14 protein-coding genes are annotated in these 15,217 nt (G+C 37.8%); all 14 read left to right on the top strand.

Features of this window, described 5'->3' with window-relative positions; all coding sequences use genetic code 11:
• Positions 1 to 3 precede the first annotated feature (3 nt).
• The 14 genes from rfbA to MN199_RS08220 all read left to right on the top strand — a co-directional run bounded on the left by rfbA (position 4) and on the right by MN199_RS08220 (position 15,197).
• A complete protein-coding gene (gene rfbA, locus MN199_RS08285) occupies positions 4 to 876 on the top strand; it encodes a glucose-1-phosphate thymidylyltransferase RfbA (RefSeq protein WP_335739069.1) in 873 nt (290 codons plus the stop codon).
• Complete coding sequence (locus tag MN199_RS08280) at positions 873 to 1,274, top strand: sugar 3,4-ketoisomerase (RefSeq protein WP_335739068.1); 402 nt, start codon at positions 873 to 875, stop codon at positions 1,272 to 1,274. The genes rfbA and MN199_RS08280 overlap by 4 nt, the downstream gene beginning before the upstream one ends.
• Positions 1,271 to 1,732, top strand: coding sequence for an acyltransferase (locus MN199_RS08275; protein ID WP_335739067.1), 462 nt, complete (start codon positions 1,271 to 1,273; stop codon positions 1,730 to 1,732). Before MN199_RS08280 ends, MN199_RS08275 begins: the two co-directional genes overlap by 4 nt.
• Positions 1,729 to 2,862 (top strand): DegT/DnrJ/EryC1/StrS family aminotransferase, encoded by a 1,134-nt coding sequence (locus MN199_RS08270; RefSeq protein WP_335739066.1) that lies wholly within the window; start codon positions 1,729 to 1,731, stop codon positions 2,860 to 2,862. Before MN199_RS08275 ends, MN199_RS08270 begins: the two co-directional genes overlap by 4 nt.
• 7 nt (positions 2,863 to 2,869) lie before the next feature.
• Positions 2,870 to 4,132 carry an O-antigen translocase gene (locus MN199_RS08265; protein WP_335739065.1) on the top strand — a complete coding sequence of 421 codons (1,263 nt, stop codon included), beginning with the start codon at positions 2,870 to 2,872 and terminating at the stop codon, positions 4,130 to 4,132.
• A complete protein-coding gene (locus MN199_RS08260) occupies positions 4,113 to 4,844 on the top strand; it encodes an acyltransferase (protein WP_335739064.1) in 732 nt (243 codons plus the stop codon). Before MN199_RS08265 ends, MN199_RS08260 begins: the two co-directional genes overlap by 20 nt.
• A gap of 91 nt (positions 4,845 to 4,935) precedes the next feature.
• On the top strand, positions 4,936 to 6,171 hold the full coding sequence (locus tag MN199_RS08255; RefSeq protein WP_335739063.1) for a glycosyltransferase family protein: 1,236 nt from the start codon (positions 4,936 to 4,938) through the stop codon (positions 6,169 to 6,171).
• Between the two features lie 6 nt (positions 6,172 to 6,177).
• The gene (locus tag MN199_RS08250; RefSeq protein ID WP_335739062.1) at positions 6,178 to 7,308 is read left to right on the top strand and encodes a glycosyltransferase; all 1,131 of its coding nucleotides are present in this window, start codon (positions 6,178 to 6,180) and stop codon (positions 7,306 to 7,308) included.
• Between the two features lie 101 nt (positions 7,309 to 7,409).
• Positions 7,410 to 8,414 carry an EpsG family protein gene (locus tag MN199_RS08245; RefSeq protein WP_335739061.1) on the top strand — a complete coding sequence of 335 codons (1,005 nt, stop codon included), beginning with the start codon at positions 7,410 to 7,412 and terminating at the stop codon, positions 8,412 to 8,414.
• A gap of 28 nt (positions 8,415 to 8,442) precedes the next feature.
• A complete protein-coding gene (locus tag MN199_RS08240; RefSeq protein WP_335739060.1) occupies positions 8,443 to 9,489 on the top strand; it encodes a glycosyltransferase family 4 protein in 1,047 nt (348 codons plus the stop codon).
• A 30-nt stretch (positions 9,490 to 9,519) separates the two neighbouring features.
• Positions 9,520 to 11,451, top strand: a complete 1,932-nt coding sequence (gene asnB / locus MN199_RS08235; protein WP_335739059.1) for an asparagine synthase (glutamine-hydrolyzing) — start codon at positions 9,520 to 9,522, stop codon at positions 11,449 to 11,451.
• Positions 11,448 to 13,697 carry a glycosyltransferase family 4 protein gene (locus MN199_RS08230; RefSeq protein WP_335739058.1) on the top strand — a complete coding sequence of 750 codons (2,250 nt, stop codon included), beginning with the start codon at positions 11,448 to 11,450 and terminating at the stop codon, positions 13,695 to 13,697. The genes asnB and MN199_RS08230 overlap by 4 nt, the downstream gene beginning before the upstream one ends.
• Entirely contained in the window at positions 13,690 to 14,649 is a 960-nt protein-coding gene (locus MN199_RS08225) for a UDP-glucose 4-epimerase family protein (protein WP_335739057.1), read from the top strand. The genes MN199_RS08230 and MN199_RS08225 overlap by 8 nt, the downstream gene beginning before the upstream one ends.
• Positions 14,643 to 15,197: a sugar transferase gene (locus tag MN199_RS08220; RefSeq protein WP_335739056.1), complete on the top strand. Its 555-nt coding sequence runs from the start codon at positions 14,643 to 14,645 to the stop codon at positions 15,195 to 15,197. Before MN199_RS08225 ends, MN199_RS08220 begins: the two co-directional genes overlap by 7 nt.
• Positions 15,198 to 15,217 lie beyond the last annotated feature (20 nt).

The raw sequence follows: 15,217 nt of genomic DNA, 5'->3' as shown, positions 1-15,217 counted from the left end.
GGTATGAAAGGCATAATTTTAGCAGGTGGCTCCGGCACTCGGCTATACCCCATTACTCGCGGTGTGTCTAAGCAGTTATTGCCTATATACGACAAGCCAATGATTTATTATCCGTTGTCGGTGTTAATGCTGGCGGGTATTCGCGATATTTTGTTGATCTGCACTCCCGAAGATATCAGCGGCTATCAGCGTTTACTCGGTGATGGCAGTGAGTTTGGTATTCAGCTGACATACGCTGAACAGCCTAGCCCAGATGGCTTAGCTCAAGCTTTTATAATTGGCGAAGCGTTTATTGGCGACAGCAAAGTGTGTTTAGTGCTGGGTGATAATATTTTTTATGGTCAAGGTTTTGGCCCTATGCTGCGCAAAGCTGCTGCCAAAGCAAGCGGTGCCACTGTGTTTGGTTATCAAGTTAAAGATCCAGAGCGTTTTGGCGTGGTTGAGTTTAATAAAAACCAGCGCGCTATTTCTCTAGAAGAAAAGCCCTGCAAACCCAAATCACATTATGCAGTAACTGGCTTGTATTTCTACGATAATGATGTCGTTAATATAGCCAAGCAAGTGCAACCCTCTGAGCGAGGCGAGTTAGAAATTACCAGTATCAACCAAGCCTATTTAGCACGCGGTGACTTGGATGTTGAGTTACTTGGCCGTGGCTTTGCTTGGTTAGACACTGGCACGCACGAAAGTTTGCTCGAAGCAGGTATGTTTGTCGAAACTATTGAAAAGCGCCAAGGTTATAAAATTGCCTGCCTAGAAGAAATTGCCTTTAATAATGGTTGGTTATCGAAAGAGCAGATTAAACAGCAAGGCTTACTACTCAGTAAAAATAGCTATGGCCAATACCTGTTAGCTTTAGCTGAGGAAAAATCATGAGCCTAATTCAATGGGCTTATTTTCCACCACTGGGCGATGATCGTGGTTCTTTAGTCGCTTTAGAGGCAGAGAAAACCGTACCTTTTGAAATTAAGCGTGTGTATTACATTTTTGGCACACAGCAAGGCGTAGCGCGAGGCTTTCATGCGCATCATAACCTAAAACAAGTTGCAATCTGTGTAACTGGTAAATGCCGCATGATCTTAGATGACGGCATAACCCGTGAAGAAGCGTGGCTCGACTCGCCTACCAAAGGCCTGTTAATTGGTGATTTAGTGTGGCGAGAAATGCACGATTTCAGCGAAGACTGTGTGCTATTAGTGCTAGCCAGTGAGCACTACGATGAAGCTGATTACATTCGTGATTATGATGAATTTATAGAGTATGCAAAAGCATGAGTTTTATTCATAAGTTAGCTGATGTTGCGCCTTGCGAAATAGGTGAAGGTACAAAAGTTTGGCAGTTCGTCGTTATTCTTAAAAATGCTAAAATTGGTAGCAATTGTAATATCTGTGCTCACAGCCTAATCGAAGGTGATGTGATTATTGGCAATAACGTTACAGTCAAATCTGGTGTTTTTATTTGGGATGGCACCTGTATCGAAGATGATGTGTTTTTAGGTCCCAATGCTACATTAACCAATGATTTGATGCCACGCTCTAAAGAATACCCTGATAATTTTTCAGGTATTACTTTAAAAAAAGGCGCAAGCATCGGCGCTAATGCCACTATCCTTCCTGGTATTACCATTGGCAAAAAAGCCATGGTTGGCGCTGGGGCTGTTGTTACTAAAGATGTACCAGATTATGCAGTTGTTGTTGGTAATCCAGCAAAAATTATTAGGTATATAAAATGATCCCTTTCCTAGATTTAAAAGCCATCAACGCCCAATACCGTGATGAGCTTATAGAAGCCTGTACCCGTGTTATCGACTCTGGCTGGTACATCGCTGGTAATGAACTTTCACAATTTGAACAGGCGTTCGCCAGCTACTGCGGCACTAAGCACGCGATTGGTGTGGCTAATGGCCTTGATGCACTGATTCTGACCCTGCGCGCGTGGAAAGAGTTGGGCAAGCTCAAAGACGGCGACGAAGTGATTGTTCCTTCCAATACCTACATTGCCAGTATCTTAGCGATTAGCGCCAATGACCTTGTGCCAGTATTGGTTGAGCCTGATTTAGGCACTTATAACTTGTGCCCAGCCAAAACAGAAGCTGCAATTACCGCTAAAACTCGCGCCATTTTATCTGTGCACCTATACGGTCAATTAGCCGATATGCCCGCCATTATGAATATCGCGCAGAGACATAACTTATTAGTGCTCGAAGATTCTGCCCAAGCACACGGTGCAAGCGCAATTGATAATAATGGCAAGAGCAAAAAAGCCGGTAATTGGGGCGATGCCAGTGGTTTTAGTTTCTACCCAGGTAAAAACCTCGGTGCCTTAGGTGATGCAGGCGCAGTGACCACCAACGATGACGAATTGGCTGAAACCTTACGCGCACTGCGCAACTACGGCTCGCACGAAAAATATAAAAACCTGTACCAAGGCACCAATAGCCGCCTAGACGAAATTCAAGCGGCTATACTCAGTGTTAAGTTAAAACATCTAGACGGCGAAACAGCGCACAGAAGAAAAATAGCCAATGCTTACATAGAAGGTATCAATAATCCAGCTGTTGTTTTACCTCTCAATGCTTCCTCTCTAGCTCTTGAGAGTCACGTGTGGCATCTTTTCGTCATCCGTTGTGAACAGCGCGAAGCCTTGCAAAAACACTTGCTTGAGCATGGTGTGCAAACCTTAATTCACTACCCAATACCGCCGCATAAACAACAGGCGTATAAAGAGTGGAATATGGATAGCTATCCGGTATCAGAAATGATTCATCGGCAGGTAATGAGTTTACCTATGGGATCGACGATTACAGATGATCAGGTCGCTTCAGTTATAGCGGTTTGCAATAGCTTTAAGGCAGTGAATTAACCCCCTAATGACCTTAATAAAAACCAGCCTGCTGAACGCAGTTGCTGTCGTTATTAAAATGCTTACGATGCTAGGCCTGAATAAGATATTGGCTATCTATGTCGGACCAGCAGGCTATGCTGCCATTGGTAACTTTCAAAACGCGGTGCAAATGATGAGCACCTTTGCCAGCGGTGCGATTAATACCGGAGTAGTGAAATACACCGCTGAGTATCACGATGAAGAGGAAAAGCAACGGCAAGTCTGGCGCACCGCAGGCACGATAGCTTTACTAGGTTCGGTAGTCACTGGCATTGGCGTATCAATATTTAGTAAGCAAATAGCTCTGTGGTTTTTGCATGACGAAAGCTACAGTCCAGTGTTTATCTGGTTTTCCATCACGTTGGTTTTCTATATATTCAATACCCTGTTATTAGCCATATTAAACGGAAAAAAAGAAATTCACCGCTACATCATTGCCAATATAGCGGGTAGCATTTTCTCTTTAGCTGTAACCAGCGTGTTAGCTATCAAGTTTGGTTTGCTCGGCGCACTGACCGCGCTGGCTATTCACCCATCGTTTGCGTTTATTATCACTCTTTATTTATGCTACAAGGCTGAGTGGTTTAAATTTAGCTATTTGTTTGGCGGTCTAGATAAAAAAGTACTTTTTAACCTTAGTAAATATACTGCAATGGCACTTACCACTGCTGCATGTGTGCCCGTTAGTCATATTTTAATTCGCACTCATCTTAGCAATACATTTGGCTTGGAAGCTGCAGGATACTGGGAAGCCATGTGGCGCTTAAGTGGTGCTTATTTAATGTTAGTAACCACGACATTAAGCTTGTATTACCTGCCAAGACTTTCTGAATTAAAAGAACCGACTGAAATTAAAAAAGAAATACTCCAAGGTTACAAAATAATATTGCCCGTTGCTGCGGCTTGTGGCTTGGTTATCTATCTATTACGTGACTTTATTATTGGCGTACTATTCACCCAAGATTTTATACCTATGCGTGAGCTATTTGCTTGGCAGATGGTGGGCGATACCTTGAAAATTGGTAGCTGGATATTAGGGTATTACTTTATAAGTAAGGGGCGGTTCAAAATTTTCATGTTTATAGAGGTGTATTTTTCATTACAATTTTACGTTTTATGTGTTTTTTTGTCTGAACCGCTAGGATTGGTAGGTACTTCAGTTGCACATGCAATGAACTATTTTTCATGTTTTATATTTGTTGTGATTTTCTATTTTAGAGATGTTAATAATGAAGAGCTATATAATTAGTCTTAAAGACAGAGATGGTGAATTTTTATATTGGGTATATCTGTTTTTTATGTATGTTAGAAAATACCATATTTTTTCACTACCTATATTTTTGTCGATGGTGCTTTATTCATATTTTATATCTATTAGATTGTTTGGAATTAGCATTTTTCCAAAAGTATGTTTCTCTTCTGGATTATATAGAATTAGGTTAATTAGGAGCCATAAATCAACAGCAATAATTATAAAAGGAATTCTTATTTTTGAAAAGTGGAGGTCAGGTGTACCTACAACTATTACCCTAGGGGCAAATTCAACATTAGAAATATTAAATACATTTGTACTGGGTGATAATTGTAAAATAGCTGTAGCGAGTTGTGGGCACTTAAAGATATGTGGAAAATCAATTGATCAGCTCTCGGGAATAACTGCGGATAGCATTATTCTCTGTTCTCAAAAAGTTGAGATTGGTGAAGGCAGTATATTTTCGTGGAATTGTTATATTTCAGATAGCAGTCAGCATACATACAACGGTAGCTTAAAGGTTGAGCCTATAGTCATAGGCTCACATGTATGGGTAAGCGAAGGAGTGACATTGGCCCCAGGCTCAAAAATTGGATCTGGGTCTGTAATTGGTGCGAAATCTTTTGTGAAAGGAGAGTTTCCAAAGGCGGTTTTTTTGGCTGGAAGCCCTGCTAAAATAAAATCTACAGACATTAATTGGAAACGTTAATGTTAATTTGTTAATGTAATGCATCTAAATGCAGCTTGTATTTTATTGCAATGTTTTTTATTAATAGTTTTAATACTCAATTGGTTGTGATATGAAAAAATTGTATGTTTTTTATCCAAGCTTAATATTGGGTGGTGCAGAAAATCTATTATTACGGTCTGCAAAAATATTGTCAGTATTTTATGATGTGACAGTTATTGATAAAAAAAGCGGCTGGATTTCTAGCGAAATTAAAAGACAGTTAATTACCAATATAAATATAATTGAGCTAAATTTTAATAGTAAAATTACTTTAGAAAATGACTCTATATTACTTACTTCTGCTAATTATTTATTTCAGTTGGATAAATATTTTAACCCGTCATGTTCACGATTATTGCTATGGAGTATGCATCCCAATAATCTTATACCTGTGGTAGGTAGAAGTAAAAATGTTTCTCTGCATAATTTTAACTACGCCTATTTTTTTAGCAAAATATTGAGTTTTAATTTATTGGCTAAAACGAAAAAATTTGTTGCTAAAGCTAATAGATTGGACGCTCTATTTGCAATGGATGGGGAAGTGGATGCTAATTTATACCAACATTATGGCGTTAATCATAGTGGCTTAATCCCTGTTTTTGTAAGTAGCAAGGACATAATTAGTGATAAACCTGTCGAGGTAATTAGACACTCTAATTCATTTCATATTTTGTGGCTAGGTAGAATTGATAACGACTTTAAAATAAACATATTAAATTATGTATTAGATAAAGTTGAAACGTCTAAATTTGCCAAAGAAAATAAAATAATATTTCATATAGTTGGCGATGGGCCAGGTTTTGGACAGCTGCAAGATAAAATGGCGTCAATAAAAAATTTCAATTTTGAAAAGCATGGAACACTATTAGGCGCTCAGCTAGAAAAAGTGATAGACATGTGTGATATTTCTTTTTCTATGGGAATGTCGGCTTTAGAGACTGCAATTAGGGGATGCCCAACAGTATTGTTAGACTTTTCTTTTACACCAATTAATTATGACTATAATTTTAAATTTATTTATGAAAGTGAGAATTATATTGTAGGGCGAGATCTCGGGAATAAGAGTGCTTCATTTAAAGAAAAAGGGAAAAATATGGATTCTATATTGAGCCATGTTTATAATTCATACTCGCAAGTAGCCAATTTAAGTTGTAATTATGTAAAAGAATTTCATTCAGAAAAGGAAGCAGAAAAATTACTATTACAAGGAGTGGCATCTACAAAACTAACGCTAATTGATGCTGTTCATTTTTCGTTTGAAAGTAGACCTTATTTTCGTAGATTAAAGCATTATTTTTTCAAGTGATAAAGCATGGCTCATATTATTACATTTACTCATAAAATAGAGAAGTATCCGCCTATAGTGGCTGTTATTAATTATTTGGTAAATAATAATCATCAAGTAATAGTCCTTGGTGATTGTGATAATCAAAATTTATTAACAGAATGGCGTGAGAAAGGAGTGGTATTTCAGCGGGTAATTAATTCAAATGTTAATGCTAATTTTGCTGTCAAACTTTTTCGTTTTTTGTTATATAAATTAAAAGTTACAAAGATAGTAAAAACATACTTTAATAAAGCTAATGTTACTTTATGGTTATTTGGTAATGATAATTTTTTTATATTGCACCATCTGATTCCCCAGATTAAAGCAATTTCTTATATGTTTGAAGTGCCATTATTTAAAGTTTCGGCTAAGTATAGGTTGTTGAGTCCGACTATAAACTATAAAAAGTCTTTGCAATCATCGTGGAGAAACATAAGTTGTGAATTAAATCGAAGTTTAATTACTCAAAGTTATTTTGGCTTAGCAGAAATGCCAGATGTGATACCTAACAAAACGTTTAATAACATAGACTTTATTCCTGAAGCAAATGAGTTTGTTAAAAGTATTTTAGAACCTTTAAAGGGTAAAAAAATAATTTTATATCAAGGTATTTTTAATTTTCCCGAACGTCGGTTGTCAGAACTTTGTGAGGCCATTAACTTTTTGCCTGAAGAGTATGTGGTTTTATTAATGGGTGATGGTGATGGTTTACAATATCTGAAGAGTAAATTTGCAAGTGATAGAGTGCTCTTCTTAGGTTTCATTAAATACCCAGATTATCTTCATATTACTAAAGCATCTTATATTGGATTTTTATCTTATTTTGCAAAGGCTGGGAGTTTAAATACGGCCTTAAATACATTGTACTGTGCCCCAAATAAAATATATGAGTACTCAGCTTTTGGTTTACCGTTTATTTCAAATAACTTACCAGCCTTGCAAGTGTTTGCTAATGAACATTTTTCTGGGATCGTGTTGGATAAATTAACTCCAGAGAATATTGCAAAAGCGATCTTATCTATAAATGCTGCTTACACAACTTATCAAGAGGGCGCTTTAAAGTTATTTTATTCAACAGATATTGATGCAAAACTTAATAACATTTTGCTGGAATAATGTAATTGATACAGTACTCCTTACCATACATAATAATTTCATTGATATTTTTCGCAATATTTGTCATTGAAAAATTTATTCTGAAGCGAAAAGTCTTTCACTTGTCTAGAATAATGTGCGGTTTTGTATTTTTTTCTTTTTACGGCTTAAGCGGTCATATTGGCACTGACTGGTATAATTATCTTGAAATGTATAACAACACTTCATTGGGTTTGGAGCCTGGTTTTACATTTCTAATGAATTTAGTGAGTGTTTTTAATGGTAACTATCAGGTCTTTAAAGCATTATATTTTTTAATATTTATTTATTTTTTTAACAGGTTGTTGAAAATACACTGCATATCACCTTCTCTTGCTTATTTTCTACTGATGGCGTTAGCACCTATATTATTTATTGATTCATATCGAAATGCTTTAGGTATTGTTATTGCAATGCAAGCAATACCAAGAATAGGCAAAATTAAATGGAACACGGCTGTTTTATGGATATTATTAGCTAGTCTGTTCCATATTTCTAGTTTATTATTTCTAGTTGTTTTTGTTTTTAATAAGTGGATTAGTCGAAAAAATTTATTGATTATAGCTGTTGCTGTAGCGTTTTTTGGTCTTTTTTTACTGCCAAATTTTTTGTTGGATATAATTGTAGAATATGTAGCTAATTATTTTCAATTAGAAGCACGGTATTTATACTATTTTATTGATATTAAACCGTATGGAATTTCAATTGGGCTTGTTGAAAAGCTGTTTTCGTTAATGGTAATGTTTTACTTTTATAACACGTTAAAAGAAAAAAATACCCAGCCGATACTTTTTAATATGAGTTTTTTTTATGTTTTAATTTATCTGACTTTCTTCAATTTTGAAGTTATTATTAATAGATTATCCTTGATTTTTATATTGCCTTATTTTTATGTTTTAATTTACTCATCTTCTTTTGCTTCTAAACGTTCTAATAGAGCATTAATTTTGGTCTTTATATTTACAACTGGACTGTTAAAGGTGGCCTTAAGTTACAGTAGCGAAATATATAAATATGACAATGTATTAATAGAACCTGACGCTATAAACAAAAGAGTGACGGTAAGAGATAAACATTACTTATTGTAGTTTGAAATTTAATTTTGTAAGGTTATAAATGAAGTTTTTTCATATGATACCAAAGGACGGTATAGGTGGCGTTGAACATGCCGCTCGTTCATTAGTTGTAAAAAACGATTTGGATATAACAACTGTTTTTTTATGTGGGAATTTACTAACAAATAAACAGCATATTACGTCTATTTCGCCAGATTGCAAGCTTAACTCTTTTGGCTTTTACTTTAATGGGATTAGATTTTTATGTAAACAGCAGCCTGATATTTTACTATGTTCTCTTTGGCGATCTTCTATTGTTGGCCTTACATATTTGCTTCTATCTAAAATTGGTTTTAAGCCAAAGGTTAAATTAATAACATTTTTACATAGTAGTAAATTTGGACATTTTTTTGAGAAGATTATTTCAAAAGCGGCAATTAAGTTTTCGCATGAAGTGTGGTGTGATTCTCAAGCTACTAAGTTATCAATTGTTGAATTTGTTCCTGAACATAAATCTCATGTTATTTCTTTTTTTGTTAAATTAGATAGTTTTTATTCTGAGTCTAATTTAGAAAGGCATAATAACTTTGTATTTTGGGGGCGCTTAGCTAAAGTGAAAAGAGTGGATAAAGCTATTATTCTGTTTCATAAATTGTCTGCTACTAATGAAAATTCGATTTTTTATATTTATGGCCCTGATTGTGGTGAGCTACAAAATCTTCAAAATTTAGTCTCTGAGCTGAATTTAAACGGTAAAGTGCTCTTTATGGGACCCAAAGAGCCTAATAAGTACTCGAAAGAAATTTTAACCGCTAAATTTTTCTTTAATACATCTGATCATGAAGGAATGGCAATGTCAGTTGTTGAGGCTATGCAACTGGGCCTAGTTCCAATAGTAACTCCAGTAGGTGAAATTGCTAATTATTGTCATCATAATCATAACTCAATTTATTATGATAATGATGCTTATAATTTAGTTGTTAATGCTATAAGTAATCGTGATGTTTATGACAGCTTGAAGTTGAATGCTATTAATTGTTGGGCCGATACAAAAGACTACTCACAAGATTTTAATGACAACGTAATCAGAGTTTTTGGTAATGTTTAGCAAAACAATTAATTTTAAAGGATATGTATAGTGTGTGGTTTTTCTGGCTTTTGGTCTATTAAAAACTCTGATTTTGATTTTAATCAAATATTAAGTGATATGGGTAATGCTATTAAAACCCGTGGGCCAGATAGCTCCGGTACTTGGTCCGACGATGAAAATATTGGTTTAGTGCACAGGCGATTAGCTATAGTTGACGTGTCGGCTGCAGGGCATCAGCCCATGCATTCATCGTCACAACGCTATGTTATAGCGTTTAATGGTGAAATTTATAATCATCTTGAGCTTCGAGCTGAGCTTGAGGCTATTACGCCACGTAATTGGTTGGGCCATTCAGATACCGAAACCTTATTAGCGGCTATTGAGCAGTGGGGCTTATTTCAAACACTGATTAAAACTACGGGTATGTTTGCTTTAGCGTTGTGGGATAGAGACACTAAGCAATTACAATTGGCCAGAGATCGTTTTGGCGAAAAGCCGCTTTATTATGGCTGGCAAAATGGTTGTTTTTTGTTTGGTTCGCAATTAAATGCATTGCGTGCTCATCCAAATTTCGCACCAGAAATAAATCGTGATGCTATTACTTTACTGTTACGTCATAACTACATACCGGCGCCGTACTCTATTTATAAAGACATTTATAAGCTACTGCCTGGCACTATAATGACCTTAAATTCCAGTTTAGAACAAACCACAGATATATATTGGTCGGCTAAAGATACAATGGCGCAAGCCGCCGCAAACCTATGTACGTTGCCCGCAGCTGAACAACTACAACAGTTAGAACAAACCTTGAAAAATGTAGTTAAAGGGCAGATGGCGGCAGATGTACCGCTGGGAGCTTTTTTGTCTGGTGGTGTAGACTCGTCACTTATCGTTGCGTTAATGCAGGCGCAGTCGAATACGCCGGTAAAAACATTTTCTATCGGTTTTGACGATAAGCGTTTTAATGAAGCTGAGTTTGCCAGAGCCGTAGCAGATCATCTAGGAACTGAACATACTGATCTTTATGTCACTGCTGAAGATGCACTGGCGGTTATACCTAAATTAGCTGATATTTATGACGAACCCTTCTCTGACTCTTCACAAATACCCACTTATTTGGTATCAAAAATTGCCAAACAGCAAGTAACGGTGTCGTTATCGGGCGATGCCGGCGATGAAGTGTTTTGCGGCTATAACCGTTATATATTAACGGCTCGAACGTGGCATAAATTAAGCCGTATACCGGTAGTGCTACGAAAAATGGCAGCATGGTGCTTAACGGCAATACCTATTAAAGTATGGAACGCGTTATCGGTATTAGTGCCAGCGCGATGGCGCCTTAGTAACATGGGCGACAAGTTGCATAAAGCCGCATTGGTGCTGCCATCTAAAACGATAGAACAGTTATATTTAGGCTTAGTATCGCATTGGCAAAACCCAGAAAGTGTTGTACTTAATAGCAAAGAGCCATTAACAGCGTTAACTGATCCTAAGCGTAAAGCTAATTTTTTAGACCCTATTTTGCAGATGATGGCTCAAGATACGTTAAGTTATTTGTCTGACGATATTTTAGTCAAAGTAGACCGAGCTGCTATGGCTGTGTCGTTAGAAACTCGGGTACCTTTTTTAGACCATAAGCTATTTGAACACGCTTGGCGCTTGCCAATGGCAATGAAAATTAAAGGCTCGAAAACCAAATGGTGTTTAAGACAAATACTGTATAAATATGTACCAGAACATTTGATAGAACGGCCTAAAATGGGCTTTGCTGTACCATTAGATACATGGTTACGCGGCCCATTAAAAGCTTGGGCTGATAATTTACTTGCCGAGCAGCGTTTGCAGCAAGAAGGCTTTTTTGATGTTACTAAAATTCGGAAAATGTGGTTAGAGCACCTTAGTGGTAAGCGTAATTGGCAGTATCAGTTATGGGATATTCTTATGTTTCAAGCTTGGTACGAGAAATACCATAAATGAAAAAGCTGTTATTTGTTGTAAACGTTGATTGGTTTTTCGTCTCGCATCGCTTGCCCATTGCAATGGCTGCACAACGTGAAGGTTACGAAATTCATCTTGCTTGTAATTTCACTGATCAAGCTGATTACCTTGCGTCATTAGGTTTTATTTTACATCAACTTGATTTATCGCGCAGCGGCACAGGGTTACTTGCAGAAATTAGTGCGTTTAAAGGCATTTTTGTTATGCTGCGCAAAGTAAAACCAGATATTGTACATCTTGTTACTATTAAGCCGGTTATTTATGGTGGCATTGCTAGTCGTATTTTAAAAACAAAACAGCGTGTGGTATCTATTTCTGGCTTAGGCTACATTTTTATTGCCCGAGGACTAAGAGCCAGTATGCTGCGGTTTGCAGTGTCTAAGTTGTATCGCTTTGCTTTACACTCTGGTAATACCAAGGTCATATTTCAAAACCCTGATGATAAACAACTGCTGCTAGATTTGGGTGTTATCGAGCCCTCGCAGGTAGTGATGATTAGAGGTTCAGGTGTTGATTTAAGTCGTTATGATGTTAAACCTGAACCTGATGCTATTCCGGTTATTATGTTGGTGGCGCGTTTACTGATTGATAAAGGTGTTTTGGAGTTTGTCGAGGCTGCACGTGAGTTGAAACATTGCGGTGCATCAGTAAGAATGGTATTAGTCGGTGATACCGATGAGGGTAACCCAAAGTCTGTATCCAGTGCAGATATCGACGGCTGGTTAAGTGAAAATTTAATAGAACACTGGGGCTATCAAAAAAATATCAATGATATTATGGCTAAAGCTAATGTCGTTGTTCTACCTTCATATCGCGAGGGGTTACCGAAAAGTCTGATAGAAGCGGCTGCCTGTGGTAGAGCGGTTATAACCACAGATGTGCCGGGCTGTCGTGATGCGGTAACGCCCAATGTAACGGGATTATTGGTGCCGGTTAAAAAGTCTGCGGGCTTGGTAGATGCTATATTACAACTCACCAACGATAAAGTATTACGCCGCAATATGGGGCTAGCAGGGAGGCAGTTAGCAGAACAGGCATTTGATATAAAACTAGTTATCAAAACACATCTACAATTGTATCAAGGTGATAAACCTAAAATGATTTTTGTAGTAAATATTGCCAAGTTTTTTTTATCGCATTGGTTACCGGAAGCACAAGAAGCGAAAGCACAAGGCTATGATGTTCATGTGGCTACTATGGCTGGGCCCGAAATTCCGCAAATTATAGCTGCTGGCTTAACACACCACATTATTCCATTAAGCCGTAGCGGTAAAAATATCTTCTCAGAATTTAAATCGTTTTTCTATTTACTAACCTTGTTCCGTCGGTTAAAACCCGAATTAGTACATTTAATGACAATTAAACCCGTTATTTATGGGGGCTTAGCGGCGCGCCTTACTAGAGTTCCTGGCGTGTTAGCGGTGGTTACTGGTTTAGGTTATGTGTTTATTCATCATGGTATGCGTGCAGTATTAGTGCGTAGTTTGGTTAGTTTTTTATATAAAAGAGTATTTGCACACCCCAATTTACTGGCTGTATTTGAAAATGAGTCGGATATGCAAAGCTTTTTAAGCGCAGGCATAGTAGTTCAGCCAAAAGCCCGAATTATAAATGGAGCAGGGGTAGACTTAGATAAATATCGGTTTGAACCAGAACCGTTAGTGCCATTTACAGTTACATTTGCTGCTCGATTATTAAAAGATAAAGGCTTTTTGGAATTTGTAGCAGCTGCAAGGCTGGTAAAATCTAAGTATCCAGACATTCAATTTTGGGTCGCTGGCGACACCGATGAAGGTAATCCTGCATCAGTTTTACCCGATTTAATTCAAAAACTTGAAAAAGAACAGCTACTTAATTTTTTGGGTTTCAGGGAAGACATTCCGCAAGTATTTTCACAAAGCAATTTAGTGGTGTTGCCCTCATATCGAGAGGGCTTACCTAAAGTACTAATTGAAGCTGCTGCTTGTGGCCGCGCTATAATTACCACCGATGTGCCAGGTTGTAGACATGCTATTATCCCTAATGTAACTGGTTTATTAGTTCCTGTGCGTCAAGTTGAGCCCTTGGCCGATGCTATCGAATATTTGTATAATAATCCAATAAAGCGGAGAGAAATGGCCGAAGCCGGCCGCAAGCTCGCTTTACAAAAATACAATATTACTAATACTGTTGCCGCGTATTTTGCTTTGTACGCAGAGTTGACATCTGAGATTGTTAATGATTAAAAATGTAGTTATTACTGGCGCTAATGGTTTTGTCGGCACGGCGTTATTGCGCGAAGCGCAACGCTTAGGTTACTGCACTACAGCTGTTACTCGCAGCCCTTTAGCATTTGGTTTTGCAGCGCATAACATACTGCTATCGCAACTAGATGCAAATACTGATTGGTGTTCGTTGTTAGTCGAGGCGAAACCTGACGTAGTAATTCATACTGCTGCCAGAGTGCATCAAATGAACGATAGCGCTGAAGACCCAATGCAGGCTTTTCGTGCGGTAAATACCGCCGGAACCTTAAATTTAGCCCGTCAGGCTGCTGCACTAGGGGTTAAACGCTTCATCTTTATTAGCTCAGTAAAAGTAAACGGTGAACAAACACTGACAGATAATATATTTAATGCCTCGCATCAACCTAATCCTATCGATCCCTACGGTATTTCAAAAGCCGAGGCTGAAGCGGGCTTAAGAAGCATAGCCGAGCAAACGAACATGGAAGTAGTTATAATTCGTCCACCGTTAGTCTATGGGCAAGGTGTAAAAGGCAACTTTTCGTCAATGATGCATCTGGCAGAAAAAAATTACCCTTTGCCACTGGGCGCCATTCACAACAAGCGTAGCTTGGTGGCGTTAGATAATCTGCTTGATCTGATTATTACCTGTATTAACCATCCTAAAGCAGCTAATCAAACATTTTTAGTTAGCGATGATCAAGATATCTCTACCACAGAACTACTGCAAATGATGACCCTTGCCGCTGGAAAAAATCCGTGGTTAATACCTGTACCCATGAGTTGGTTACAACTGGCAGGCAAGTTAACCGGTAAGCAAGCGGTGATAGACCGTTTATGTGGTAATTTGCAGGTAGATATAAGTCATACCAAAGAAACTTTAGGCTGGATGCCGCCAATCACGGTTGAAGAAGGCATAAAGCGTTGTTTTATTGAAGAGAAATTATGTTAATTCGGTTATTAGATGTTATTTTTGCCTTTTTCGGCTTGTTTTTTGGTTTTCCGGTGCTGGTTATTCTAACCATTATTGGTTTATTCGATACTGGCTCGCCAATATTCTGCCAGCAGCGGGTAGGGCGCAATAAAAAGCCTTTTACTTTAGTAAAGTTTCGCACCATGAAACCCGATACGGCGCATGTTGCTAGCCATTTAGCCAACGCCAGCGCAATTACGCCATTCGGTGGCTTTTTGCGTAGAACCAAATTAGATGAGTTACCGCAGTTATGGAATGTACTATGCGGTGATATGAGCCTAGTCGGCCCGCGGCCGAGTTTGTTTAATCAACAAGAATTAATAGCCGAGCGCGAGCGGCTGAATGTACTTGCCGCTAGACCTGGCATCACCGGTTTAGCTCAAGTAAATGACATTGATATGTCCACACCTGAGTTATTAGCTAAAACCGATGCGCAAATGTTAGCCACGCTAACTATTGCTAATTACTTTAAATATATTTTTATGACGGTGTCGGGTAAAGGTAGCGGGGATCGGGTAAAAAGATGAATGGTATGATCTAACGTATA

Source organism: Rheinheimera metallidurans (genome assembly GCF_036983985.1).
GTDB lineage: Bacteria > Pseudomonadota > Gammaproteobacteria > Enterobacterales > Alteromonadaceae > Alishewanella > Alishewanella metallidurans.
The sequence above is the reverse complement of the archived record's forward strand: the minus strand, read 5'-3'. Positions and strand labels throughout refer to the sequence as shown.